The sequence below is a fragment of the Mesorhizobium opportunistum WSM2075 genome (assembly GCF_000176035.2).
Classification (GTDB): Bacteria; Pseudomonadota; Alphaproteobacteria; order Rhizobiales; family Rhizobiaceae; genus Mesorhizobium; species Mesorhizobium opportunistum.
In genome coordinates this window covers 6222926-6245931 of record NC_015675.1, presented here as the reverse complement: position 1 = coordinate 6245931, position 23006 = coordinate 6222926, and the positions used below count along the sequence as shown (strand labels likewise).

Annotated in this window: 28 protein-coding genes; 15 read left to right on the top strand and 13 right to left on the bottom strand. The window is 58.4% G+C overall.

The window, feature by feature from the left end:
• The first annotated feature begins 116 nt into the window (after positions 1-116).
• The 3 genes from MESOP_RS30055 (at position 117) to MESOP_RS30045 (ending at position 2485) form a co-directional block, all read left to right on the top strand.
• Positions 117-404 (top strand): hypothetical protein, encoded by a 288-nt coding sequence (locus MESOP_RS30055; RefSeq protein WP_013533250.1) that lies wholly within the window; start codon positions 117-119, stop codon positions 402-404.
• Between the two features lie 123 nt (positions 405-527).
• Complete coding sequence (ubiM, locus tag MESOP_RS30050) at positions 528-1715, top strand: 5-demethoxyubiquinol-8 5-hydroxylase UbiM (RefSeq protein ID WP_013533249.1); 1188 nt, start codon at positions 528-530, stop codon at positions 1713-1715.
• A gap of 563 nt (positions 1716-2278) precedes the next feature.
• Positions 2279-2485 carry a hypothetical protein gene (locus MESOP_RS30045; protein ID WP_013533248.1) on the top strand — a complete coding sequence of 69 codons (207 nt, stop codon included), beginning with the start codon at positions 2279-2281 and terminating at the stop codon, positions 2483-2485.
• Between the two features lie 419 nt (positions 2486-2904).
• Here MESOP_RS30045 and MESOP_RS30040 read toward each other — a convergent pair whose 3' ends face one another.
• The 12 genes from MESOP_RS30040 to MESOP_RS29985 form a co-directional block, all read right to left on the bottom strand.
• Positions 2905-3573, bottom strand: coding sequence for a uracil-DNA glycosylase (locus MESOP_RS30040; RefSeq protein ID WP_013533247.1), 669 nt, complete (start codon positions 3571-3573; stop codon positions 2905-2907).
• The gene (locus MESOP_RS30035; protein ID WP_013533246.1) at positions 3570-4718 is read right to left on the bottom strand and encodes a nucleoside triphosphate pyrophosphohydrolase family protein; all 1149 of its coding nucleotides are present in this window, start codon (positions 4716-4718) and stop codon (positions 3570-3572) included. Before MESOP_RS30035 ends, MESOP_RS30040 begins: the two co-directional genes overlap by 4 nt.
• 163 nt (positions 4719-4881) lie before the next feature.
• A complete protein-coding gene (locus MESOP_RS30030; RefSeq protein ID WP_013533245.1) occupies positions 4882-5472 on the bottom strand; it encodes an Nmad2 family putative nucleotide modification protein in 591 nt (196 codons plus the stop codon).
• Positions 5473-5475: 3 nt separating this feature from the next.
• On the bottom strand, positions 5476-5892 hold the full coding sequence (locus tag MESOP_RS30025; protein WP_013533244.1) for a hypothetical protein: 417 nt from the start codon (positions 5890-5892) through the stop codon (positions 5476-5478).
• The gene (locus tag MESOP_RS30020; RefSeq protein WP_013533243.1) at positions 5893-6558 is read right to left on the bottom strand and encodes a dCTP deaminase; all 666 of its coding nucleotides are present in this window, start codon (positions 6556-6558) and stop codon (positions 5893-5895) included.
• Positions 6558-7094, bottom strand: coding sequence for a hypothetical protein (locus tag MESOP_RS30015; protein ID WP_013533242.1), 537 nt, complete (start codon positions 7092-7094; stop codon positions 6558-6560). The genes MESOP_RS30020 and MESOP_RS30015 overlap by 1 nt, the downstream gene beginning before the upstream one ends.
• On the bottom strand, positions 7075-7344 hold the full coding sequence (gene zapA, locus MESOP_RS30010; protein WP_013533241.1) for a cell division protein ZapA: 270 nt from the start codon (positions 7342-7344) through the stop codon (positions 7075-7077). The genes MESOP_RS30015 and zapA overlap by 20 nt, the downstream gene beginning before the upstream one ends.
• 92 nt (positions 7345-7436) lie before the next feature.
• A complete protein-coding gene (locus tag MESOP_RS30005; protein WP_013533240.1) occupies positions 7437-8213 on the bottom strand; it encodes a hypothetical protein in 777 nt (258 codons plus the stop codon).
• A complete protein-coding gene (locus MESOP_RS30000) occupies positions 8206-8877 on the bottom strand; it encodes a C1 family peptidase (RefSeq protein WP_013533239.1) in 672 nt (223 codons plus the stop codon). The genes MESOP_RS30005 and MESOP_RS30000 overlap by 8 nt, the downstream gene beginning before the upstream one ends.
• Complete coding sequence (locus MESOP_RS29995; protein ID WP_245262908.1) at positions 8877-9863, bottom strand: ImmA/IrrE family metallo-endopeptidase; 987 nt, start codon at positions 9861-9863, stop codon at positions 8877-8879. The genes MESOP_RS30000 and MESOP_RS29995 overlap by 1 nt, the downstream gene beginning before the upstream one ends.
• A gap of 31 nt (positions 9864-9894) precedes the next feature.
• Positions 9895-10269 carry a helix-turn-helix domain-containing protein gene (locus MESOP_RS29990; protein WP_013533237.1) on the bottom strand — a complete coding sequence of 125 codons (375 nt, stop codon included), beginning with the start codon at positions 10267-10269 and terminating at the stop codon, positions 9895-9897.
• Between the two features lies 1 nt (position 10270).
• Complete coding sequence (locus MESOP_RS29985; RefSeq protein ID WP_245262907.1) at positions 10271-10561, bottom strand: hypothetical protein; 291 nt, start codon at positions 10559-10561, stop codon at positions 10271-10273.
• A 1423-nt stretch (positions 10562-11984) separates the two neighbouring features.
• Here MESOP_RS29985 and MESOP_RS29980 point away from each other — a divergent pair.
• On the top strand, positions 11985-13124 hold the full coding sequence (locus MESOP_RS29980; RefSeq protein WP_041164414.1) for a helix-turn-helix transcriptional regulator: 1140 nt from the start codon (positions 11985-11987) through the stop codon (positions 13122-13124).
• 372 nt (positions 13125-13496) lie between these two features.
• Positions 13497-15281 (top strand): hypothetical protein, encoded by a 1785-nt coding sequence (locus MESOP_RS29975; protein ID WP_013897102.1) that lies wholly within the window; start codon positions 13497-13499, stop codon positions 15279-15281.
• A 474-nt stretch (positions 15282-15755) separates the two neighbouring features.
• On the opposite strand, the gene MESOP_RS29970 is transcribed toward MESOP_RS29975, so the two are convergent.
• Positions 15756-16367 (bottom strand): TetR/AcrR family transcriptional regulator, encoded by a 612-nt coding sequence (locus MESOP_RS29970; RefSeq protein WP_013897101.1) that lies wholly within the window; start codon positions 16365-16367, stop codon positions 15756-15758.
• 163 nt (positions 16368-16530) lie between these two features.
• Here MESOP_RS29970 and MESOP_RS29965 point away from each other — a divergent pair, with 163 nt between their 5' ends.
• From MESOP_RS29965 to MESOP_RS29925, 10 genes are all read left to right on the top strand, one after another.
• Positions 16531-17460, top strand: coding sequence for an alpha/beta hydrolase (locus MESOP_RS29965; protein ID WP_013897100.1), 930 nt, complete (start codon positions 16531-16533; stop codon positions 17458-17460).
• Positions 17461-17496: 36 nt separating this feature from the next.
• Positions 17497-17931, top strand: a complete 435-nt coding sequence (locus MESOP_RS29960; RefSeq protein WP_013897099.1) for a YybH family protein — start codon at positions 17497-17499, stop codon at positions 17929-17931.
• A gap of 35 nt (positions 17932-17966) precedes the next feature.
• A complete protein-coding gene (locus MESOP_RS29955) occupies positions 17967-18755 on the top strand; it encodes an enoyl-CoA hydratase/isomerase family protein (protein ID WP_013897098.1) in 789 nt (262 codons plus the stop codon).
• A gap of 93 nt (positions 18756-18848) precedes the next feature.
• Positions 18849-19379, top strand: coding sequence for a nuclear transport factor 2 family protein (locus MESOP_RS29950; protein ID WP_013897097.1), 531 nt, complete (start codon positions 18849-18851; stop codon positions 19377-19379).
• Positions 19380-19385: 6 nt separating this feature from the next.
• A complete protein-coding gene (locus MESOP_RS29945; RefSeq protein WP_013897096.1) occupies positions 19386-20162 on the top strand; it encodes an alpha/beta fold hydrolase in 777 nt (258 codons plus the stop codon).
• Positions 20163-20302: 140 nt separating this feature from the next.
• Positions 20303-20545: a hypothetical protein gene (locus MESOP_RS36345; protein WP_245265014.1), complete on the top strand. Its 243-nt coding sequence runs from the start codon at positions 20303-20305 to the stop codon at positions 20543-20545.
• Positions 20542-20793 (top strand): DUF302 domain-containing protein, encoded by a 252-nt coding sequence (locus MESOP_RS36340; RefSeq protein ID WP_245265012.1) that lies wholly within the window; start codon positions 20542-20544, stop codon positions 20791-20793. The genes MESOP_RS36345 and MESOP_RS36340 overlap by 4 nt, the downstream gene beginning before the upstream one ends.
• Before the next feature lie 698 nt (positions 20794-21491).
• Positions 21492-21695, top strand: coding sequence for a CsbD family protein (locus MESOP_RS29935; protein WP_013897095.1), 204 nt, complete (start codon positions 21492-21494; stop codon positions 21693-21695).
• A 98-nt stretch (positions 21696-21793) separates the two neighbouring features.
• Positions 21794-22036: a hypothetical protein gene (locus MESOP_RS29930; RefSeq protein ID WP_013897094.1), complete on the top strand. Its 243-nt coding sequence runs from the start codon at positions 21794-21796 to the stop codon at positions 22034-22036.
• Between the two features lie 648 nt (positions 22037-22684).
• On the top strand, positions 22685-22993 hold the full coding sequence (locus MESOP_RS29925) for a hypothetical protein (protein ID WP_013897093.1): 309 nt from the start codon (positions 22685-22687) through the stop codon (positions 22991-22993).
• Positions 22994-23006 lie beyond the last annotated feature (13 nt).

Below are 23006 nucleotides of genomic sequence, written 5' to 3'. Positions count from 1 at the left end.
CGATTGTTCCACGGGTATGGCAGGGCGTCTCTTTCGGCTGAGCGAGCGTGGCGAAGTCGAGGTGGATGCTGAACATGGCATGCGTATGCCAACGTTTTGTTTGCAGGAGTGAATGGATGTCGCGATTTCGCCTATTGACAATCTTTATGTCGGGAATGCTGGGAACGGCGGCGTTGCCGGGTCCAGTCGCCTCGGCACCAGTCCTTAACCCCGCCAATCGCAATGCGCTGGTCGAGCAGAACGAATCACTGATGCTGGAGAACAGGCTGAGGCGGCAGCAATTTCAGCAGCAGCAGCACTTCCGTGCCCAGGATCGCGAGATCGCGCCGCTGCAACGGCGCGATCGTATGCTTATTTGCCAGCTTCAGCCGTCAAGCAACGGCTTTGTGAGCATCTGCCGCTGATGAGGCGGCTTGCCACCTATTTAGGCGGCCATAGCTCGCGCGCGTCGTGCTTAAACTAGCATCAAAGGCGTCTTTGATTTCGCAGTTCGTGCTTGGGCACTGGAGAGCCTACGCGATGGCGCCATGTTGATGGCCGAGTCCGATTACAGCTTCGACATCATTGTCGTTGGAGCGGGGCCGGTCGGACTTTCCTTCGCCGCGTCGCTTGCCCAGAGCAAACTCAAGGTGGCGCTTGTTGAAGCGCAGGCCCTGGAAAGACTGGCCAATCCGGCTTTCGACGGTCGCGAGATCGCGCTGACTCATGCCTCGATCAGAATCCTTCGGGAGCTCGGCGCCTGGGATATCATTCCCGCTTCGGACAAATCACCACTTCGAGGCGCGCGCGTGCTTAACGGTTCGAGCGGTTTCGCACTGCGTGTTGATGCTCCAAGGGCGTGTGGAGAACCACTCGGAATTTTGGTCCCGAACTGCCGCATTCGCGATGCGCTGTTCAAAATCGTTCGGATGCGTGATCAGCCAGAGCTCCTGTGCGGCCACTCGGTCATCGATGCAACGACCAGCCACAAAGGAGCCGTGGTAAGGCTTTCCGACGGCATGCAGTTGAGCGCCAGGCTTGTTGTTGCCGCGGACTCGCGCCTGTCCCCCACGCGTGATCTGCTCGGCATCGGCGCCGACATCAACCGGCTTGGCCACTCGATGCTGATCTGTCGGGTGCGGCACGAGCGCGACCATCACCATGTGGCAACCGAATGGTTCGATCATCATCAAACGATAGCGATGTTGCCTCTGGGGGAGGGGGTGTCCTCGCTGCTGCTCACTCTGCCCTCAAGCGACGTCGACAGACTGCTTGCCTTCAGCGACGAATTGTTCGTCAGGGAATTGACGAAGCGGTGTCGAGGCCGTCTCGGTGAAATGACATTGGCAAGCAACCGCCACACCTATCCACTGGTCACCACTTGGGCGCACGAATTCAGGGCTCCGAGCGCCGCACTCATCGGTGACGCTGCTATCGGAATGCACCCCGTGACGGCGCATGGCTTCAACATCGGCCTCAGCAGCCAAAAGCAACTCGCCGATGCAATCCTGACTGCAAGTCGGGACGGCCGTGACATTGCCGATCCCGACATGCTGCACGGATACGAAAGGCGGCTTCGCCTGTCCGCGGCGCCGCTCTACCATGGTACGAATATGCTCGTCCGACTCTACTCAAGCGAGCGACTGACGGCACGGCTTGCACGCCATGCGGCTCTTAGGTTCGCCCAACATTTTCCTCTTATCCGGCACGGCATTTCGGCCATGCTCAAACGCTGAAAGCAACCAGCAGCTCTGGAGCTCGTGGACTTGTTGCGACGACCGCTCGGCAAAGGTGGCATCACCGCCCAAATCATCAGTACCGCCGCGTCAGCGAACGCCTGTTCGGTGAGGTTGTGGTGAGACGAATGAGCGGTATTTCGGCGCGGATCATCGGCCGGCGGCGAGCTGAATGACCTCAATGGTCCGGGTTTGAATCGGATTCCACAAGGCTGATTCCTGGAAAACCACTGCGCAAGATCCCGTGCCGCTGCAACTGCAAAACAAGCGGACCCCGTGCGCTTGGGGCGGAGAATCCTTCGATGCGGCCTAGGAGCGCTCCGTCGGTTCAGGCAAGGACGTGACTGCGCGCGAACGGGCCGGGTGAGGGGAAAGGCTCCCCCGGTCCGAGCACAAAGCGCCCAGCGGGATGGCGGCGCGTTAAGGAGCAAACTTCCCTGACGCCGATGCTCTCGCGCCGCAAATTTGATCGGTGCCCAGGTGAACGGAACTTTTCTCAAGAACCATGGTTTCGCATCTGCGAAGCACGTATCTGCTCCCCGCATGTGCCAAGGAGATTCGCCATGAATGTTCGCGAGTTGCTGGACCAAATAAAGGACCTACCGCCTGAGACTTTGGTCTGTGTCGCCGAGATCGATGAGGCTTTTGCGGCCAATGCCGCCAATGTTGAAGCCGTTGAGAGCGCCAAAATCCAGAGCCGCAAGCAAGATGGCACCGAGGCTGTCGAACTCGCCAACGGGACTGAAAAAGTCGTCGTGATCCGCTGGTAATACCCGCGGTAGATGTACCAGCCTTTCGGCGGGCAGGTCTGGCTTCCTGCGCCGGCACGTGGTCGGCTTCGTGCAGTAGGAAGTGGCAACGAAACGATTGTCCCCGCCTTCGATGCGAACTCCCGGAACGATGCAGACTGCAGACGTCCTCTGTTTCCCTTCGGCCGGCTCGGGGAAAAACGCGGAACTGAGGCCTCAATTAGACAGCCTCACGCGAGCCACGCGTCGAGAATTCGCCTCCCCAGCATCGACGAGGCAGACCAACGTCATCAGGTCAATACTGCCGCGGTCAACGCTCCGAATGTTCTTCCGAGGTGAACTCTACTCTGAAAGTCCAGCCCTGCGCCAGGCGTGTTCTACACCCACATGGCGACGCACTTTGTTTCGGCCCCGGCACGCCGGTAGAGAGAACGAAACGGTTAGAGCAGATGTAGCTGGGTTTCCCGGGCGGGCTTAGAGCGGACGCAGTAGAATTCCTCAAGGCGGCCTATAAACTCGCTCTGCCCTCCATAGCTAGGGTGACGAACCGCAGTTGCCTCAAGGCCGAGGTCCACCAAAGCTGCTTGGGCATCGCGTCCAATGGCAACAAGATGTTTCGGCTGCAAGGTGTCGATCAGCGCTTCCAAAAAGGGTTTGCATGCCAATCGCTCGCTACGGGTATGACACCGATTTGTCATCGGCTCATTGGGGCCATGCGGATGAAACGGAAAGACGTTCCAGAGAAAGATCGGTTGTTCGATTGAGCGCAGCATCTGCCATACAACGGTGGCGGTGCGCTCGGCCACGGGGGGGCCTTTAGTCGCTCTCATGAGTGGTTCAGTACCGAGAAGTTCTGAGTGCCAATCAAGATGCGCCTCGTCAGTTAATGCCAGGCCCGTTCGGCGACCGCCCCGATAGCCAAGATCTCGAGCAATCCAGAAGGAATCAACTCCTCTCTCGATTGCTGCACTTAAGACGGCTTCCAGGTTCCGCCGACGGACTCCTGGCGCATCTTCGGCGTCAAATTCTGGGCACGCATCGGCGTAGGGATTGAACGCGTTGGCAAACTGGTAGGACGCGAGTTCTTCGACAAAGTCAGCTGGTTTCATGGCGCAAGCTCTTCCACCATCATATCACGTTTGTCCAGATCAAGGATGAGGCGCCCACGTCGATGCTGTCGCAAAAAGCGATAGGCGGCGTTTCCTTTCAGGATCGCTTCTTCCCAAAGCCACAGCGGGCACTGCTCCGCTTCAAAACCCTGGACGAAACTCCTGACCGTCTTCAGCAGGTTGAAATCAACCTCATCGCGTCCCTCGAAGAACTGATGTTCTTTGGCTCTCGCGAAAACGTAGGCCGCAACACCTTCTTCGAGAATAATCGCGCGGGCACCGTCCTCGCCGTCATCGACTTTGGTCTTGCTCTTCCGTTTGAGCTTCAATAGGGCCCGCGTTACCGGCGACCAACCAAGGATGGCTGCATAGGCATAGTGAAAAGCGTCGTGAAAGCGATAGAAGTCTTCCACGACACTATTGTCGGTGAGGCGGTCCCCGATATTGACGCCGTTGCAGCGCTGATAAACGTATTGTTTGGGGCCAGAATTGCGCTCGAAAATCTCAATCGCGAGTTTTCGAGGCAGCTGCTCCTCAGAGGGGAATTCCAGATCAAACAGCGGAGGGGGAATGCGGTCCGTTGGCCAGCGATCCTGCGCCTTCCGCAGATTGTGAACCGCCGCGTCCCCCAAGGTCACGCCTGCCTCGTTGGCCGCGTGCACCAAATTGCGGAAAATCATTTTTAGCTTTTGTGCAAAAGCGATTGGGTCGCAGTCTGACAGAGCTTCACCGTCGCTATTGGTAAGATTGCCTACCGAATTGGCCAGTTTCAGAAGCGTTCGTGCGAATTCCGTCGTGGGAGCTGCGAGGTTAAGCGTTTGTTGCGGTTGCAGATTCACGAAGCGAAGCGCCTCGTTAGGACCGAACTCGAATTCCTCTGCAATATCAGCTAGCCGGATATTTGCATGGGCTGCAATGACCGCCAGGTACCAAAGCGCATCGCCGAATTCCTCGATCACACCGCTTTCGTACGAGTCGTAGGCTTTGGAGTCCCGCTGCTTCTTTTTCACCTCGCTAAGTAAACTGCCGGTTTCACCAAACAATCCAAGGATTGGCAGGCTCAAATTTCTGGATTTCAGGCCTGTTCGATCCGTCTTGAGCGCTAAATCTTGATATTCGTTTAGTGATAGAGTCGATCCATCCATCGCGAATCCCCCACCAGGGCAGATTGCCAGATGATCACGATATAAGGAATCGCAGCGGCTGAACTTCCTCCCGCTGTTGCTCGTCGGCAACAGGTAATTCGGGGCAAAACGCTCGGTTGATCAGAGAACTGCAGCTGCGCTGAAGGCGCCAAACGCTTCAGCGTCACCAATGTCCAGGTTCACCGACATACCCGCGTTCGGGCAACGTCTTCAGCCAACCCTCAATAGCGGCCCGCTGCCCGTCGGGAAAACGGCATTTGTGGCTTGGCCCTTTTTTGATCAGAAAACGCAGGTGTCCAGGGATAACCGGAGCCGATTTTCCGAAGTATGCGAAGTCGGTCGCAAGCATGACTTTTTCCGTGTTACCGGTATCGCGTTTCCGATTTCTGACACTCAGAGTACCATCGTCTTCACTATGGAAAGAGTCGATCTGCTGGAATGTGCCGTCGTGCGCCGTGTGGTAGATGTTGTCGCCGTAGCGATGCATCATGCTGCCGTTCATGTTTGGCTTTTTGCGCGCGAAGCGCGGGTCTGACCAATAGCCATCGAAGGAGGTGATTTCCGATATTCGCATCCAGTAGACGAGGTAGCCGGTAGCCCGCAGGTCAGCCGAACCTGTTCCGATTATGAGGTCGCCTGCGCTAGCGAATTTTCGGATTATCGGTTTGCAGTTTGCTAGCGTACATACACCCCAGAACGGGTTCGGTGCAAAGCCAAGGTCATGTTCGACGACGTAGGAGTAGATTCGGCTCACGGCTCAACACTTGTTGCGTTTGGTGTGAGGCTTTGGTCTTTTCTCCCCGCCTGGTTGTTCCCAGACATCGGTCTCGCCCTTTAGAGTCGGCATCAAGACTTCAGAATCGCGGTCAACTGTGGTAGCGTATTTCCCGATCGAAGCGGGAACACCGCCTGTGCCCTCCTGGTCCGTGTGCAGCCAAATCGCCACGACCCGAATGCCAGCACCGGCAAACGCCATCGTTCGCGCATCTATGGTGCCGAGATCTCCTGGGACTGCTGGGAGCCCGACGACGCCGATGTCAGTGTCCGGGTCGACTGAGGACATGTCACTCGGAACATCGTATCGTGGATTGAAACCTGCCCCTTGCAGGATCGTCTCGATTGTAGCACGGTCGCCACCGTTGAAATGTTCATTAAGAATGAAAGCGTCTGCCATTCACGGTCCTCCTAAGGCTTTAAAAGCCATGCTCGCAATGACGCCGGCAACCGCAGCAACCGCAACACCGCCAGCAAGTGTCATTATACCGAATGCGTAGGAAATGCGTCGCTCGATTTGATCCATCCTTTTGTTGATGGAGTTCAGCGATGCGGTCTCGGCGGGGAGTAATCCCATCAAAGTCGTGTCGATCTCCCGAAATCCCGGTTTTTGCCGGGCGTATTGTTCCGTCGCGCCTTCGAGACGCGCAAACCAGATCAGGAATGCGTCCTGATTGCACCGCACCGTCACTGTCTGCGGTCCTGCGTTGAAGACAGCGAACAGAAGCTTTCCTTTGTAGCCCGGATCGACGTGAAATCCGCTTACATTCACAAGACCGCTGTTTTTTAGCGTACTCTTCATGTTGATGAAGCCGAGAAGGTCATTCGGGAGCGTTACGAACTCTCGCGTGGTCAAATAGGCGAACTGCCCGGGCGGTATTACGATAGCCGCCTTGTGCCCTAAGCGTTGAACCAGGCCCGGCTTGCGGGTGTCTCGACCTTCCGGGCTGATGAAAGCTTCGTCACCGATCCGCAGTGTATAGGCTGCGCAATCGACCCGCTGCGGGGCGAATGGTGCGATCCAGCCGCCGCCATGTTCAGCGATGAGCTTACCCGATAGAAACATTAAGTCTCCTGAGCGTAAACCTGCCTGCGCGCAAGCTGTCGTCGACGATCGTCCACGAGAGCGTCGAGATCAAAATCAGCCGCTTTTGCGCTGTGAACGATCCACTCTGAAAGCGCGGCGTTTGCAGCAAGGGCGATCGCACGGAATTCCTCGAGATGATCGATCTTCTCGCATGCATCGGCAAAACGTCCGGCGTGGTCGGTAAAGGCGAGGTCGGAGGTCGCACCACCGACCAATCCCCCGGTTCCTACATCCGGCAATCGTTGGTTCAGCGCATTTGCAGCGCTCAGCACAACGAGAAACGCGTCGACGAGCGTTTCGCTTCTGGTTTTGACTTCGGCATCACCCCGGGCAAACCGTCCCGCGTATTTCGCGAAATGTAAGCCGTAATGCTTCAGGCGATCCGCGCGCGACAGCGACAATATGTCCAAGTGATTGTGCAGATCGTGCTCATACTGTGCTCGCTGTCGCGACCGCATCGAAATGCGGGGCTTCTCCGGGCTCGCCTTTCGATTCTTAGCTGTGATCGGCGCCATTGTTATAGCCCGCCTCCGCCTGCTCAAGTTGCTCATATGCCAAGATGCCGGCCATCAGCATCGCCTGGATCGGCTCGATTTCCGCGGAGACCGCTTTAGTCACTTCGCCAGCGTCAATTTCAAAGCGTTTGGCAAGCCGAAGAGCCTTTTCTTGTTCTCCCTCGATGCATCCGATAACGATGCGTTGGCCGAGAAAGTCCACCTCGATCTGTCCGATATCCTCAAAGGCGGGGAGCTTTGCGTCGTTCATAAAATCATTCCTTTGATTGCAGCCCCTAAATTTCGTATACGGGCGCAGATTTATCGAGCGCCAACCCGATGTTGCATACTGCTACGGCTCGACTAGGCCGCCAGGCCTGTTGGACCGTCGCAAGCTGTTATCAACTCGAAAATCTCGCCGCGTTGCAGGTCTGGATCGAGACACGCATGCGTGGACTGGATTGTCAGCGTCCCAATCTCAAAACCCGTTTCGTTGGCGATGAACTGCAGCAGGCGGCCGAGGCCAATGAGATTACCAAGCGTACGCTGGACGTAATAGTGGTTGCGATAGACGGCCATCATGCTGAGCCGCCAGATATTTCCCTGGCGCTCGGGCTTTAGCTCGATGAAGCTCAAGCATTGCCGGTTCATTTTCTTTCGCAGATCGCGAGCCGGATCGAAGAGGGCGATCTCTGTCACGTTGCCGAAGAACTTTGCTTCTCCGCTTCTCATCGCCCGCAGCGTCTCGATATTCGCGGAAAGCTGATTGACGGTTCCCGCACCCCTTCCGCCGCCGTTCGGCCAGGCGACCATACGCTGAAAATAGCGACCCCACTCGCCCTGACGATGCATGCGGCGCTCGTAGACCTGCATGTAACGCTTCGTCAGCGCGTCGATGCCGTCGCCTCTATCAAGGGCGGCAGGGAAGATCGTATTGGCGACCGTGCTGACGCAGCATCTGTCATGATCGCGCAGAAACGCGTCGACCTGACACACAATCTCGTCCTCTCCTGGCGAAAATCCGGTCGGATTTTCGATATGGAGCATAAGCCCGTGTTGATCACCGTCGGCCTTGAGCCGGCGGGCTGCCCTAACCCATGCGGAGACGGGGGTGGGTGCGGGCGTCATAGGATTATACATCGTCGGATGCTCCATGTTGGATGACGAAGGCGCCAGCAAAGCGGCGGGTGAGGTAGGTTTCGGAAAACCAGGCGTAGCCCGCCCATCCCCATCTCAGTCCCCAGGAGTTGCGGACCAGAAAATGCGATGCGCCGTTAACGTAGCCGTATCCGGCTAGGACGACCGCGTGCGCCAGTGTAGGATCGATTGGAATATGATCTTCCGCCATCAGCGCCTCCGGTCCGATGAACCGTGCTGGCTGGTAAAATGCGGACGAAATGAACAATGTGATGACGACAGGTGACCCCGAGTCGATCTCAGAGCGCCAGCGATCAGAATCGCTGCTTCGTTGACCGGTATCACAGCGGACGACGACTGGGCGTTGCCCGGCCGGTTGATAGGGATTGAGGCAAACTTCGCGATCTTGATAAGGCCAGAACTCCTCATCTGGTTGGCCGTCATTCAAGATCGCTGTACACGTCGCTTCAATCGTCGAGCCTTGGTCCGGCTGCAACCCATCACGTCGCGTTGCGTGGTAATAAAGCCATTCAGGAGACAACTGGGTCGGGTGCTTATGCGCCGCTCGGTGGGTCGCGCTCGCCGCGAAAGACAGGCAGGTTGGGCGGCGACCTTGATCGCGAGCCGGCTCAAGCTGGTTTCTGAGATCGGCGACGACATTCAACATCAGCGCGCAACGCCCGCGTGTCTGAACGAGGGGCGAAACAATCCTGCATCGTGCGAATAGACAGGTCTGTAATCGAACGACCATCGTTTAGGATTGTCGTCCGGAGCCCACTGCCGGCGCTCCCACAAAGTATAGACTCCGTGCACGGTCGCATCTGAAGCCCGCGCGAGCACATGCCGGATCGCGGGAGCCCCAACCACCCCTTCGGTGACCTGTTCGCGGCCATCTTTCAGTATCGCGAAGCCGGCCATTTCCAGTTCGTCGAAATTCCAGACGTAACCGGCGTTGCTATCTTCGCGCAGCTTGACCACGAACAAGTCGTCTCGGCCGGCTTCGATCACCGTACCCTCGTCTCGCTCCGTCAGGTGCCACACATCGATGTTTTGCGTGGACCCAATTGGATAGTCGGGCACGAGTGCACGCTTGATCGTCGCTGGTTGCGCTTTGACAAGCTGCGTCCGGATTCCGGCCCCAATAACCCTGTTGCGCACTAGCGCGTAGAGTGTCGCGCGATAGCTTGCGCCAACGCGCAAAGCCAATTGGTAGACGACGTCTGCCTTCTGAAGATGCTGCGGCGTCCAATGGTGACGCTGCATGAGTGCCGTAATCAGCCAGTCAGGCACGAGGAAGTATGACGCGAAAGCATCGGCTTCTTGCTCGGCGGGTGGAAGGTTGATGTAGTCCCGAGCATGATCCGGCGACCGGCGCAGAATACTATCATCATCCGCATGGGGATCGTGGTTCAGCACATGGTGGCCAAGCTCGTGCGCAGCAGTGAAGCGCTGTTGGCCAAGCGGACGGCGCGTCGTCAGAATGATCCCTGGATTGCCGCCCTCGCGCAGATAAGCCCCCAAGAGCGGTTCAAGCTTCCGGAAAAGCAAGGGGACGTTCTGTCGGTAGATCGAACCGAATACGTCCACGCGATGCCCTCGCGCGGCGCCTTGATCCAGGCCGAGGTCGCGCTGCAGGCGAAGCGCTGCCCGCATGCCTTTCAGGACTGCGTCGCGCGTGGGCGCCCTAGCCATTCTTGTTCACCTTCGAACGGGAGCGCAGGAATTCCGCAAAGCTTGCCAGCTCACCCCTGTCGTTCTCTGACAGATCGCTTACTGTGCGCGCCAGAAATGCGACGTCTTCGGGCACGTGCAGCTGCTCGGATTCGCCGGTAAACCAGGATGTCGGCCGCTCGTACAGAACGGCTAGGCTTTTCATTTCGAGGGCGCCGACCCCCCTCTTGCCCGCCTCCATTTCCGAAATTGCCGAGCGGCGGACTTTCAGGTGGTTTGCCGCTTCTTCTTGTGTGATGCCCACATATTCACGCGCGTCCTTGAGGCGCTTGCCGAGCCGAACGGCCTCCGGGTTTGGACCTGCGAATCCAACAGGGGTCCGTGCCATATTACACCTCCTCGGTTTCGGGCTGGCTCACTCTCCACGCTTCACGACATGTCTCCATGACGGTCACGACGCAGTGTTCGACACTACGGAAGCCACCAGCTGGCATTACGTCGTCCGGAAGGTCGAGTGCGAACTCTTCCTCGATGCGCAAAACAACCCGGACCATCACGAGCGAGTCGACCGCAGGCTCCCATGCCGCACGTGGAGCAGGACGGTCATTGATGGCCGTACTGATTTCATTTCGGATTGCGTCTTCAAACGCTTGAGCAGGGAACATGATGATACCTCGCATGTCCATTTATCCGACTCGAATCTAGCACATGTCTGAAAAACAGACAACGGGGGCTCTGCGTGGCGCGGTTTATCTAAAGTTTGCTGCGACCCTAGAGCAGCGGTGATAGCAGCTTTTCTGGTTTGGGCCGAAGGAGACCGAATTGGGCATTACCCCGCCGGCCGGATTCAAATGACTGCAACCTGCGGGATCGCAACCAATGTCGTTGCGGCCAATGGGGTGCCAGCGGAATGGCCTTTCTGGCTAGTTCGTCCCAGGACCGGCTCGTCCGCTTGCGGCACCAATGCGGTCATTCGCCAACAGGCTGCGAATAGTCCAAAGCTCGTATACAGTCGAATTGTAGGAAATTCGTCGGTGCTCCGTGGGCCAAACGGATGCGAAACCAAGCAGCCGTTGTCCAGTCTCGGTTTGCATACCGGGTCCGATGGATCCGCCGAAATGGCGTCCACGCGCCTTTCTGTTTGGCGCTGCGAAGGCGCTACCGGAAATGATGCAGTCAAAAGGATGCATGCTGCGACAGCGACTACATTGTTGTAGCGTTTTCAACAGCGTAAGAATCCGACGGTATTTGGGACGGTATTATAGAATTTCGGAAAAAAATTGGGTAGCAAAATCAGTGTGTTGAAATTCCGGTTGATCATCGAGTGGGAGTAGAGGACAGGCGGCAAGGGCGTTAACCTGCCGAGCGCCCCGGCCCGATCGTCACCTTCCGCTGTTTGTTTGCGATAACCTGTTCGATTTCCCAGCAAAACACAGGAATGATCGGAACGAAGTTGGGACAGGTGTACAGCGCAGTCGGCCTGTTGGAGAGTTGCGGCATGCAACGGCGTGCAAATAGGCGGGTTTGCTTCGTGCCCCAAGACCGTCATTCAATGGCTGCGCCTCATCCACCAAGTTGGCGCAGACAACCGTTCGGGCCGCAAGTTGATGCAGGCTTATTTTCGGCAGCGCGGCGTGACGTGAGGTTTTCGGGCAAGCAGAACCGCGCACCGGCGATCTCAAGCACGCCGTTGCGAGTGCTCGGCGGTCCGGCGGTTCCCAACAGCCGTCGGTGTTAGTCATGCTACCGTTCAGCAATGCGATTCAACCCAACCGGTGCCTACGGCGGTGAGCTTTTCATTTCGGAGACAGAATTAATGATGGGTCATAGAGGGCGAAGGCACTGCCGGTATCGAGCCGGAGCAACTATTCGAGAGTGCCATTAAATAGCAAGTCGCATCGGGCGTGACTGTTATGCTAATATGAACATCTCCAATTCGATGCGTCAGTGTCTGACGATAGGTACTCAGCTGATTCGCCTATCGAGCACGGCCGCGGGAAATAAACATCCCGGGCCGAAGCCAGTTAGGGGGCCTGTAGAGGGAGGACCGTCGACGGCTAGCAGAGAAAAAGGGCAAGTAACCGGGATCGCGGCGCAAATCTTATGTCCGACAATCGAAACATTGCCGCTGCGATCGAGGCTTGCTGTGACGCCGCCTTCGAGTTTAGGCAGTGGCCCGCAGCGCTTCAAACGCTGGCCCATTCCCTAGGAGCCACGAGTTGCGTCATCCGCACCTGCGATCCAACTCACCCGTTTCGTAGCGATCAGCGATCGCCGACCGCACTAAGACCCGACTCGACGGAGCATGCCGAATTTGCCGCCCTTTGGATCGAAAGAGTCGAAGGTGCTCCCGATCCGCATGAACGTAGACCGCGCAAGAGGTTGGCGAAGCTGACAGACAGCTTCGTTGTTGAGGATGAGATCACCACTCGCGATGAGCGTGAGATTCTCCCTTATTACCAAGAAATCGCGCGACCAGGCGACCGGGAATGGTGGGCTGCAATAGACTTCATGGTGAAGGATCGAAGGTGGATACTCTCGATGTTTCGTGACGCTCATAAGGGACCATTCTACCGGAGCGAAGCCGAGGATTTCTTGGTGATCGTTCCGTCGATGGTTCGCATTATCAGTGCTGCGGAAAAGGTTTGGGAAACGGCGGTCGAACCGAACCTGGCCATTCTGGACCGGATGGGGAGCGCAGCGCTGTTGTTAAACTGCCGGGGCCGCGTCACCCGCTACAACAAACACGCGGAAGCTCTGCTTGGTAGTGGCCTCGTTGTCCATGGCGGTCGACTCCGGGCGGCAGATCGGGCCAGTGATTCACGCTTGCAGAAATTGATTGCAGGCGTGGTCAGCCAATGCGGCGACTTCAGCGACGGGGAGCCCGTCTTGATTGCTCGCGAGGGTTCGCCATGGCTTCTTGCTGAAGCCATTCCGATGACCTCGTTCGTCCATGACCTCTTTAACGGCGGAGACGCGCTCCTCTATTTTACCGACCTTGTGGCCGAACTGCCGCTGCCCAAGCACCTGATAAGGCAGGCTTTTCAACTGACAGCAGCCGAAACGCGGCTGGCCTGCAGCCTCGCCGATGGTCAAGGTATCAGCGCGGCAAGCTCTGCCCTGGGGATTGGTCGTGAAACTGCCAGAACCCAGCTCCGTGCAATATTTTCGAAAACAAGCACCGGAAGTCAGGCGGAACTCGCGAAACTCTTGTCCCGATACCAGGGGTCCCCCACGCATTGAATTCGTGGTGTCACCCGTTCGGGTGAAGCCCTAACCGTCCAAGGGTCGCACTCTGCGCTGAATCGGGGTCGTCGGGCATGTTCACAACAACAGGCGCCATTAGGATTGCCCCCCGCCAAGCAGGGACCGGTAATGCTCAGACGGGGCACTATACCAAGAAAGCGACAGCACGTGGCGCGCCGCCCATCCGCAAACGGGGTTGACCATGGGGTATTCCGCAAAAGCATCCTGTTTACTGGCCTGTGTCGTGCCGTTTCTGGACATTGCTTCCGCCCAGACAGCGGATCATCAACGCCCGCACCTCCGATCGAGAATTGGAAGAGACAGGGCTGATCGGAGCTTGCCGATCGTACCGAACGCCAGGAGGTTCAGATGAAACTGCGTGCTTGCCTGCCAAGTGCAGGATGGACCGCGATTGCCTTGATGAGTTTCGGCGCAGGCGCTGCCATTGCTTACGCCGCAGACAGTCCGTTGCAGTCGCAGCTTGCGGCGGCGCCAAGGGTCCCGTTGCCGGGGGAACTCGACATCACACACTGCGTCGCTCTGGCCGCTGCCGGCCAATCATTGGCCCCGGAAGATATGAAGGCCTACGAGGAGGCTCAGCCGCCATTGTGGGATGACCTGGGCTCCCTGAGCTATCCGATCAGCACAAAGAGCGCCGATGCCCAAAAATACTTTGATCAGGGGCTGCGGCTCGCCACCAACTTCAATCACGCGGAGGCGCAACGAGCCTTCCGCAAGGCACAAAGCCTCGACCCGGACTGTGCGATGTGCTTCCTCGGCGAGGCGCTGATCCTAGGGCCGAACATAAACGTGCCGATGGATCCCGTCGCAAATGCACCAGCGATCGTTGCTATTCGAAAGGCGCAGGGTCTTTCATCCGGTGCCACCGAGAAGGAGCGGGGACTGATCGAGGCGGTCGCCAGGCGGTATTCCGAAGATCCCAACGCCGATCGAAACACTCTGAACGCCGCTTTTGCCGATGCAACCGCGGCGCTTTCTGACAAATACCCTGAAGATCTCGATCTCGCTGTGTTGGCCGCTGAGGCCGGCATGGACACGCAGCCTTGGGACTACTGGCAGCCGGGTGGCACGGAACCCAAGGGCCGCACCGCCGACGTCCAGAGGCGGCTGGAAGGCGTTCTCGCAAGGAAGCCTGATCACCCGATGGCGATTCACCTCTACATTCACCTTGTAGAGGCCTCGGATCGTCCGGAGCGCGCCGAGCGCTACGCGGATCGGCTGGCAGCTCTGATGCCGGGGGCCGGACACATCGTGCATATGCCGAGTCATATCTACTACCGCGTCGGCCGCTACACGGATTCGCTGAAGTCCAACGAAGCTGCCTCGAAAGTGGACGAGACCTACCTCGCCGAGACCGGTGCTGTCGGTGTCTATCCGCTCGGCTACTATTCCCACAACGTGCACTTCGTGTTGGTTTCGGCCCAACTCCTCGGTGACTCGAAGACGGTGCTCGCAGAGGCCGATAAGCTGGACAAGTTTCTGACCAACGAAGTAGCGACGGCCATTCCGATCGTGCAGCCGGTGAAGGCAGCTCCGTATTTCGCCTGGGCGCAATATGCCGAGCCGGATGCGATCCTGGCTAAGGCCGAACCGGCCGGTGCGCCGCCCTACATCACGTCGATGTGGCATTATGCGCGCGGCATCGCCCTGGCCGAGAAGAAGGACCCCTCGGGCGCCCGAGCCGAGGCGGATGCCATCCACAAGATTGCTCAGAAAACCGACTGGTCGGTGCACGATGCCTGGGGAATCCCGGCAATGACGGTCCTGCAAGTGGCCGAGGATGTCGTACGCGCCCGCGCTGCGCAGGCCGAGAACGACGTCGGCGGCTCGATAAGCTTCTGGAAGAAGGCGGTCGAAGCGGAGGACACGATCCCCTACATGGAGCCTCCATACTGGTATTATCCCGTGCGGCAATCCCTGGGCGCCGCCCTCCTCAAGAATGGCCAGCCGGCGGACGCGGCGAAGGAGTTCGTGGCGGCTCTCCACCGCACACGCAGCAGCGCCTGGGCACTGTTCGGGCTGCAGCAGGCGGCGAAGGCCCAAGGCGATACTGCCGCCGAAACCAAGGCCGCGGACGAACTTTCCAAGGCCTGGAAGGGCGATCCGGGGATGCTGACGCTCGAACGGCTCTGACAAACCTCATCCCGGGCGGGACTCGGCCGCCCGGGCTCCAACCCGATGGAATTCCGCATCTTCCGCTCCACCTGGACATGGCGCAACGCAGGCCCATAATGTTTTTTGAGGCTTGGATTTTTTCTCGGGATATTCCGAGATGACGGACGGATGTGGTCTGCACCAGTCAGGTCTTTCCTTAGGTCGCCAGATGCGAACACACGAAGGTTGGAGCAGTGACGGTACTTTTGGAGACCGCTATGGTGCGCTGTCGAACGCCGCAATGTGCAACGAATCGCCCGATTGGTCCCGATAGTTGGCGAAACCTCAAAATATTTTTTGCGGCGATTTTCCCTTTAAAATCAAAAGCGTAATTTTTTGACGGCCCACGCGCCGGTTTTCGGCGTCGAAGGTGGGAAAAAATTCCAGCCAGATCAATGACCTAGATGGGCTAAAAAACAATCGAGTGGGAGTGAGGGGGAGTAGTGTGGAATGCTATACAAGTATCTTGCCGAATACGACTTCCTTAAACTCTAATAGAGGACCGTCGCTCTTTTCGGCGCGCATCCGCAATAGAGTTCCCTCCCAACTATTTAATATGAAGCGGGCCAGCGACCATGCAGTGAATTGACGATCGATCGCTCCCTGGTCCTGTGCTTCCGAAATACAATCTTCAATTACACGGCTCCAGGCATCGAAGTGCTTGGCCAAGTGCTCGCGTATCAATGAGCTGTGATCCGCAGCCTCGGCGCTGAAATTGCCCATCAAGCAGCCACGGACATAGTTCGAGGCCCTGAAGCTCTCGATCCTGTCGTCAAAAAAGGCCTCCAACCGGGCGAGTGGCGCGATCTTCGGATTACATAGGAACTCGCGCAGCCTGATCTGGCCGCGCTCAGAATATCCATCGATCACTTCGGCCCCAAACGCCTCCTTGCTGGCAAAGTAGGTGTAGAACGATCCTTTGGGCGTGCCGGCTCCCTCGACAATGCTCTGAATACCAGTCGCGGCATATCCTTCAGCGTGAATCATCCGGATGCCGGCCGCGACGAGATTGTGTCGGGTGTCAGGCTTCGGCTTCGGGCCTCGACGGGCTGGATGAGATTTCATGAAAAACCCTCTTGACTAATTACAGACGACCGGTCATCTGGTATTATCGCCGTTCAAACGACGCATGTCAACAGGGACGTTCCTGCCGTCCGCCAAGGCATGCGGCGAGGTTGAGAACGCGAGTATTGCGCCGATGACGAAAGCTGCCGTCGGGAGACCGAACATGGTTCGCAAAATTGACGTGACGGTGCCTGCGGAAGGTGGAATCGACCTCGGTGCTTGGCTGTTCGTGCCCGAAGGCGTCGGCGCTCGCCCGGCCATTACGATGGCCCACGGCTTTGCCGGGACCAGGGGGCACGGCATCGAGCGGTTCGCCCAAGCCTTTGCCGCGGCAGGATTTGTCGTTCTAGTCCACGACCATCGCAATTTCGGGACGAGTGGGGGAGATCTTCGAGGGGATATCGATCCCTGGCGGCAGGTCGCGGACTGGCGTCGCGCAATCTCCTATCTCGAGGCGCGGCCGGAAGTCGATCCAACGCGCATCGGCTTGTGGGGCACGAGCTACGCTGGCGGACACGCTCTTGTGTTGGGCGCCACAGATCGACGTCTGCGCTGCGTCGTTGCGCAAGTTCCGACGATCAGCGGCTATGAGCAGGGATTGCGGCGAATCTCGCCCGACGCTCTGCCAACGTTGGAGCATGCCTTCGACGACGATGAGCGAGCGCAGTTGCGGGGGGAGCCGCCTCGCCGACAGGCTGTCGTGAGCGCCGATCCTTCGGTACCCGCCGCTTACCGGTCTCAGGACGCCATTGATTTTTATCTTCAGTCTCTTCCCGCGGACCTCTGGGAAAACGAAATCACTCTCCGCTCGACACGGGCAGCGCGCATGTACGAACCCGGCAATTGGATTGCCCGCGTTTCGCCAACGCCGTTGCTGATGATTGTCGCACGCGATGACCGGATCACTGTGGCAGATCTGGCGCTTGCTGCTTACGAGCGCGCGCAGGAACCCAAACAGCTCGCCTTGATGGCGGGCGGCCATTTCGACCCTTATCTGGACCAGTTTTCGCTCGCCGAAGGCGCGGCAACTGAGTGGTTTTGCGAGCATCTCGGCGACCCGCTTCGACGCTCCAGCGTCGTTCACCGGTCGTAGCAATCCATGTCAATCGAAAATGAGGCGAGTGAGATCATGACAAATGCCAAGTATTCCACTGCGGTCAGTGCGGGAGACGTCGAGGAGATTCGCGCCCTGTTCTTGCGCCAAGCCGCGGGCGAAACCGCCCATGATATCGAGGTGATCGACGCTGTGCTTGCGCACGCGCTGCCGGGACAGCCGGATCCCGTGAACTTCGTAGCCCGCGCCTATCGGTTCTGGGGGCGCGAGGCGGTCATCGAACACTTCCGTACCATCTTCACCGGAACGTGGCGCTTCGAACCGGACGAGGAAGCGATCCGGATCATACCCCTCGGCCCTGACGCGGCGCACATCTATGCGCCGACGCGCGTCACCGCGGGTCCGGCTGGCCAGGAGGCGCCGACCTACACGTTTCTCGTCAATGAGTTCGCGATCCGCACCCCCGAAGGCTGGCGCATCTCGGCCATCGTTCCCGTCCCGGCGCAGTGAGTGGCATCACCGATAGCAAGCATGAGGCGCTCACTATGACCCATCTGACCTGCACCATCGACCATCATGTCGCAATCATCACACTCGACAACGCTCCGCAGAACCGCATCGGAGACCAGATGGTCGAAGAGCTCGCTGCCGCGATGGCGCGTATCGCAAGCAGCGAAGCCAGGGCTGTACTGCTGTGCGCCGCGGGGCCCGACTTCAGCTTTGGCGGCGACATCTTACCCTGGCCGGAGCGCAGCCGCTCGGAGCTCCGGGCGACCTTCGAGCGCTACATGGACGTATTCAACCAGTTCGAACGTCTGCCGTTGCCCGTCGTGGCGGCGGTGCAGGGACTTTGCTTCGGAGGCGGGCTTGAGCTCGCCTTGCGCGCCGACATGATATTCGCGTCGAGCTCGGCCCGGTTCGGCCATCCTGAGCAGACGCTAGGCATCGTGACTTTGCTCGGCGGTATCTACCGCGTTGCCGAACGGGCGGGTCGTGCGCGCGCATCGGAATGGGCACTGACGTCCGAGCAGATCTCCGCCGCAGCCATGGAGCACGCCGGCGTCGTCAACAAAGTTTTTCCTGACGCGGACCTGCTCGCGGAGTCGCGCGCCTTCGTGGAAAAGCTCGCGATGGGGCCGACTCGCGCCTACGCGGCGCACAAGGTGTTGCTGCGCGCCTGGGCGAATGGCGGGGTCGCCGCGGCCGACGAAATCATGTTCGACATAGCAATGCCTGTTTTCGACTCGCGAGACGCGACCGGCGGTATCGTCTCGGCCGTGGATGCGATGAAAGCCGGGAGGCCGCGACCCTCCTTTCCTTTCGAAGGCCAGTAGAGACGTTCGCCGTAGCGAGCGAACCTTGCCGGCGATCGCCGTAGGTACGCTCCATCAGCGAACTGACTGTGAATCACACAAGGGATTACTGAAATGCGCAAGACGCTCTTAGCCGCTGTCGGTCTGATAGCCCTCGCCAGTGAATCTGTCTCCGCCGCACCGGCCGATTATAAAGATCCTCTCGACCCATCGACCCTGGCGGTCATCGGGTCACAGTTCGCCAAGGTCATGGAGTTAGCCAATCGGCATGATGTCGCGGCCTTGCACGGAATGTTCTGGCAATCGCCGTCGGCCCTTATTGTCGCAAAGAGCGCAAATCCATCGTCAGAAGGGAACTGGGCAGGCTTTTGGGGCAACGAGGCAATCGATCAAAAACTCCGCGCTATCGCCGCATCCGGGCCGGTCGTGCTTCAGCCAGATTTTTCAAGACTCAAGGTCGTTGGCCTGACGCAAGACGTTGCGGAATCCTATGCGCCGATAACCATTACGGTTTCATATGCGGGTCAGGACGGCACGCCGAAGCCGTTTCTGATGATCATGAACTGGATAAAGGTCGGAACGGATTGGAGGATCGCCTCCGAAGTGATCCTGCCGGTCCCACCGACGCCTGCCGTGAAGGAGTGACCGGCGATGATGAACAGGCGAACCTTCTCCGCCACCCTGGTTGCCGGCGCTGCCGCCTCGCTGGTAGCCACCCGCGGCCTCGCCGCAATCCCCGTTCCGACGAAAGCACGCAACGTCGTTCTCCTGCATGGACTGTTCGCCGATGGCTCATGCTGGTCCGAGGTGATCGCGCGTTTACAGGGGGCTGGGCTCAATGCCACTGCCGTGCAAAATCCCCTGACGACGCTGCCTGAAGCAGTCGCATCAGCGCAGCGCGTGCTGGATCGGCAGGACGGCCCGACCGTGCTCGTTGGGCATTCTTTCTCCGGAATGATCGTCACGGAGGCTGGCGTTCATCCCAACGTCTCGGCGCTTGTCTATGTGGCGGCGCGGGCGCCGGACACAGGTGAGGACTATACGGCTCTGGCAAAGACTTTTCCGACGCCTCCGGCATCCGCAGGGATCGTTTATGATGGTGATGAGGGTCGCCTCAGCGAAGCGGCGTTCCTGCGTGATTTCGCGGGCGATCTGCCGAAGGAAAAGGCCAGGATCCTCTATGCTGTCCAGGAGCCGTTCCAGAAGGCCCTGCTGACGGGAAAGACCTCGCACGCGGCCTGGCGGTCGAAGCCGAGTTTCTATGCCGTTTCGACGGAAGATCGAACGATCAACCCCGATCTCGAACGCTTCATGGCCAAGCGCATGGGCGCCAAGACCATCGAAGTGAAAGCAAGCCACCTTTCACTGATCTCTCATCCGGGCGACATCGCCCAGCTCATTCTGGAAGCGGCAGGACAACCCGGATAACCGGGCGGTGCGAGAGACATCTCCGCCCAGGCGATGATCGCGGGTTCGCCTTCCATTGATCGGCGAGGCCGCTCGGGAGAAACGATCTGGCTCGGCACATGTCGAGCAAGCTTCAAAACAATGTGAAAGTGGAGTCTACAATGACCGAAAACCTCAGCACCGAAGTTACGATACCTGTGAAACATCTGAAGGTCGTGGTGAACCGACCATTCGACCAAGTGCGCGATGCGTTTCAAGCGGCTTTGCCGCAACTCGACGACACCGGACAGGCGCTGCTGCACGCCGGTGATATCGATCGTGCGCGCGCGGCCCTCGAAGCACTCCCCGAGCTCTCGATTTTCCAAAGCCGAATCATGGGGATGTGCTGCAAATCGCCGGATTGACGCGCAAAGCGCTCCAGTACGACATCGGCAATCCGAATACGGCGTCGAAGATGACCAGGCATCAACTCGCGGCCGCGCAATATGCGCCGTTTCGCGTCGTACTCTACGAAGATGCCGAGGGCCGCGCCGTCTTCGAGTACGACAAGCCCTCCTCACTCTTTGGCCAGTTCGGCGATCCTGCGGTGACGGCAATTGCCGAAGGCCTCGATCGCGCTATCGAGCGGGCCATCGCCCAGGCTGTCGGCTGAAACGGCGCCAGGGCAGCGGCGAGGCAGCCCTGGCCTGCTCTAGCACCAGAGCAAAATCCAGCCCACTGGCGATCTCCGATCGGCGTGCCTAAACTAGATAGCGTCGTGACAGGCATGACGGTACTTTTCCCCTGCTAGCGGAGCGGCAAGCTTTAAAATCAACACCGTAAGATGTTGACGGCCCGTGGGCCGGCTTTCGGCGCCGAAGAAAAGAAAAAATCTAGATAGATCAATTATATAACTGGATTTTAAACAATCGAGTAGGAATGATTCAGACCCACTCAAACGCCGCCGAAAATACGTCAGTGTGCGACGTAACACGCTGAAAGCAAAAATAGATCCCTCCAGGGACAATCAGCGACAATCGGGACGCAGAGATTGGCTCTGATGGACCGCTTGACGGACCTCCCACATACCATGACGACCGCAGTGCTGGCCTCTCATAGGCCAAGCTGCGGTTTCCCATCGTTACCCCCGTTCCCCATGGCAATTCTTCCATTCAGCCGGAACAAGCCCCTTCGTTTCCATTAGGCGCGGTGGAGGAGTTTTCCATGGCAAGAATGCTTTCTGACCGCAAAGGGCGATATGACTTTGTGTCAACCGATCTGGCGTCGGGCAGGGCGCTGGCTGTTCCAGGAACATACTTGCCTGGATTGCGTTTCCTATTCCGGACCTTCGAAAACAGGGAGACTGGTGTCATGGACTGGAACCGCGTGGAAGGAAACTGGAAACAGGTGAAAGGCGAGGTCAAGGAGCAGTGGGGTAAACTCACCGACGATGACCTTGACCGCATCGCCGGCAAACGCGATCAGCTCGAAGGCAAGATCCAGGAGCGTTACGGCATCGAGAAGGATCGTGTGCGGCGCGATGTCGATGATTGGTACAGCCGACAAGGTTGGTAGGCGTCAGGCCCTGTGCGCCGGCGGTCGCCGCCCCTTTGTGGCGCTCCAGGTGGAACAATATACCGACATCGAAATTCTCCTATCAAAGGAGGCGAGTGATGGAACTCATTGATACTCGGGTGCTCCACCAAGCAGGAGCCGACTGGGTCGAATTCCATGGAGAAGGCGGCGAGTCCGTCAGAGTGACGCTTGCCGCCGGCGACAGGAACCGGACAGACGACGAAATCATAAATGCCGCCAAAGCCGTGCTGGTGCAGGTCGCGACATTCGGCATGGCGGACGAAGAAGCGAATGCCCGCGCGCCACAGACTCCGGCATTCACTGTTGCCAGGCAGAACTGACATGGACCTGTTTAGACGTGTTGTTGAATTCCTCGGAAAGACGCGGTCGCCTCAAGCCTCCGGTGACATGCTCACACAGACGGGGGCTGGCCCAGCTGTTGCGGCCCACTCAAAGGATGCGGCCTCGAACACCCCGACAGGCCACAATCCGCTGGCCACGGCAAAGAAAGCACGGGTCGAAAGACGGCGACACGGGCTGCTGGACGTTGATTGACACCGCGTCGGGCACAAGCCCGAGGCGTATCTTAGGCGGAATTCGTAGCAAGGAATCGTGCAGTGGCAGAAAATCTTTCGCGAGAGAAGGAGCAACAAGGTACCAGGAGGTTAATGATGTGGGCGGTCACGGCTGTGGCCGTGATCTTTATAGTTCTGCTCGCTCTCTTCGTGTTCGGCCCTTGGGCATAATCCTCATCGTGACTTGGCTGCCGTCCTTCGATCCTGCGTAATTCCCGTTGATGACGAAAACGGGACTGTCGAACATCCACTCGTCCTCCAATCCGAAACAGCTCCAGGTTGCGTAAGCCGGCGCCGAGCGACTGCCGGAGGAGTTTCAAAGGCCATGATTAACAACTCAACGATCGACGGAACATATGTTGAGACCGCTGGTTTGGTAACTGCAATGCAACCTCATCAAAAAGGATGTTCGCTATGTTTGCCAAACTTCTTTCTGCATCAGTGCTGACCCTGGCGTTGGCCACATCGGCCATGGCACAATCAAATGGATCCGGTACCAACAGCGGTACCGGCTCGAACAACGGTACCGGCGCCGCGTCCGGAACCAGCGGCGGAACCACCGGCTCTGGCACGCCCGTGAACCCTTCCGATCCCAGCACCACAAATTCCACAACCCAATCGAACGGCATGACCGACCGCTGTAAGGATGCCGCGGGCAACGACACCGACAACAACACCGCCTCCGGCACGACGACATCGGATATGCAGAACTGCAACAAATGAGCGGGTGCACCAG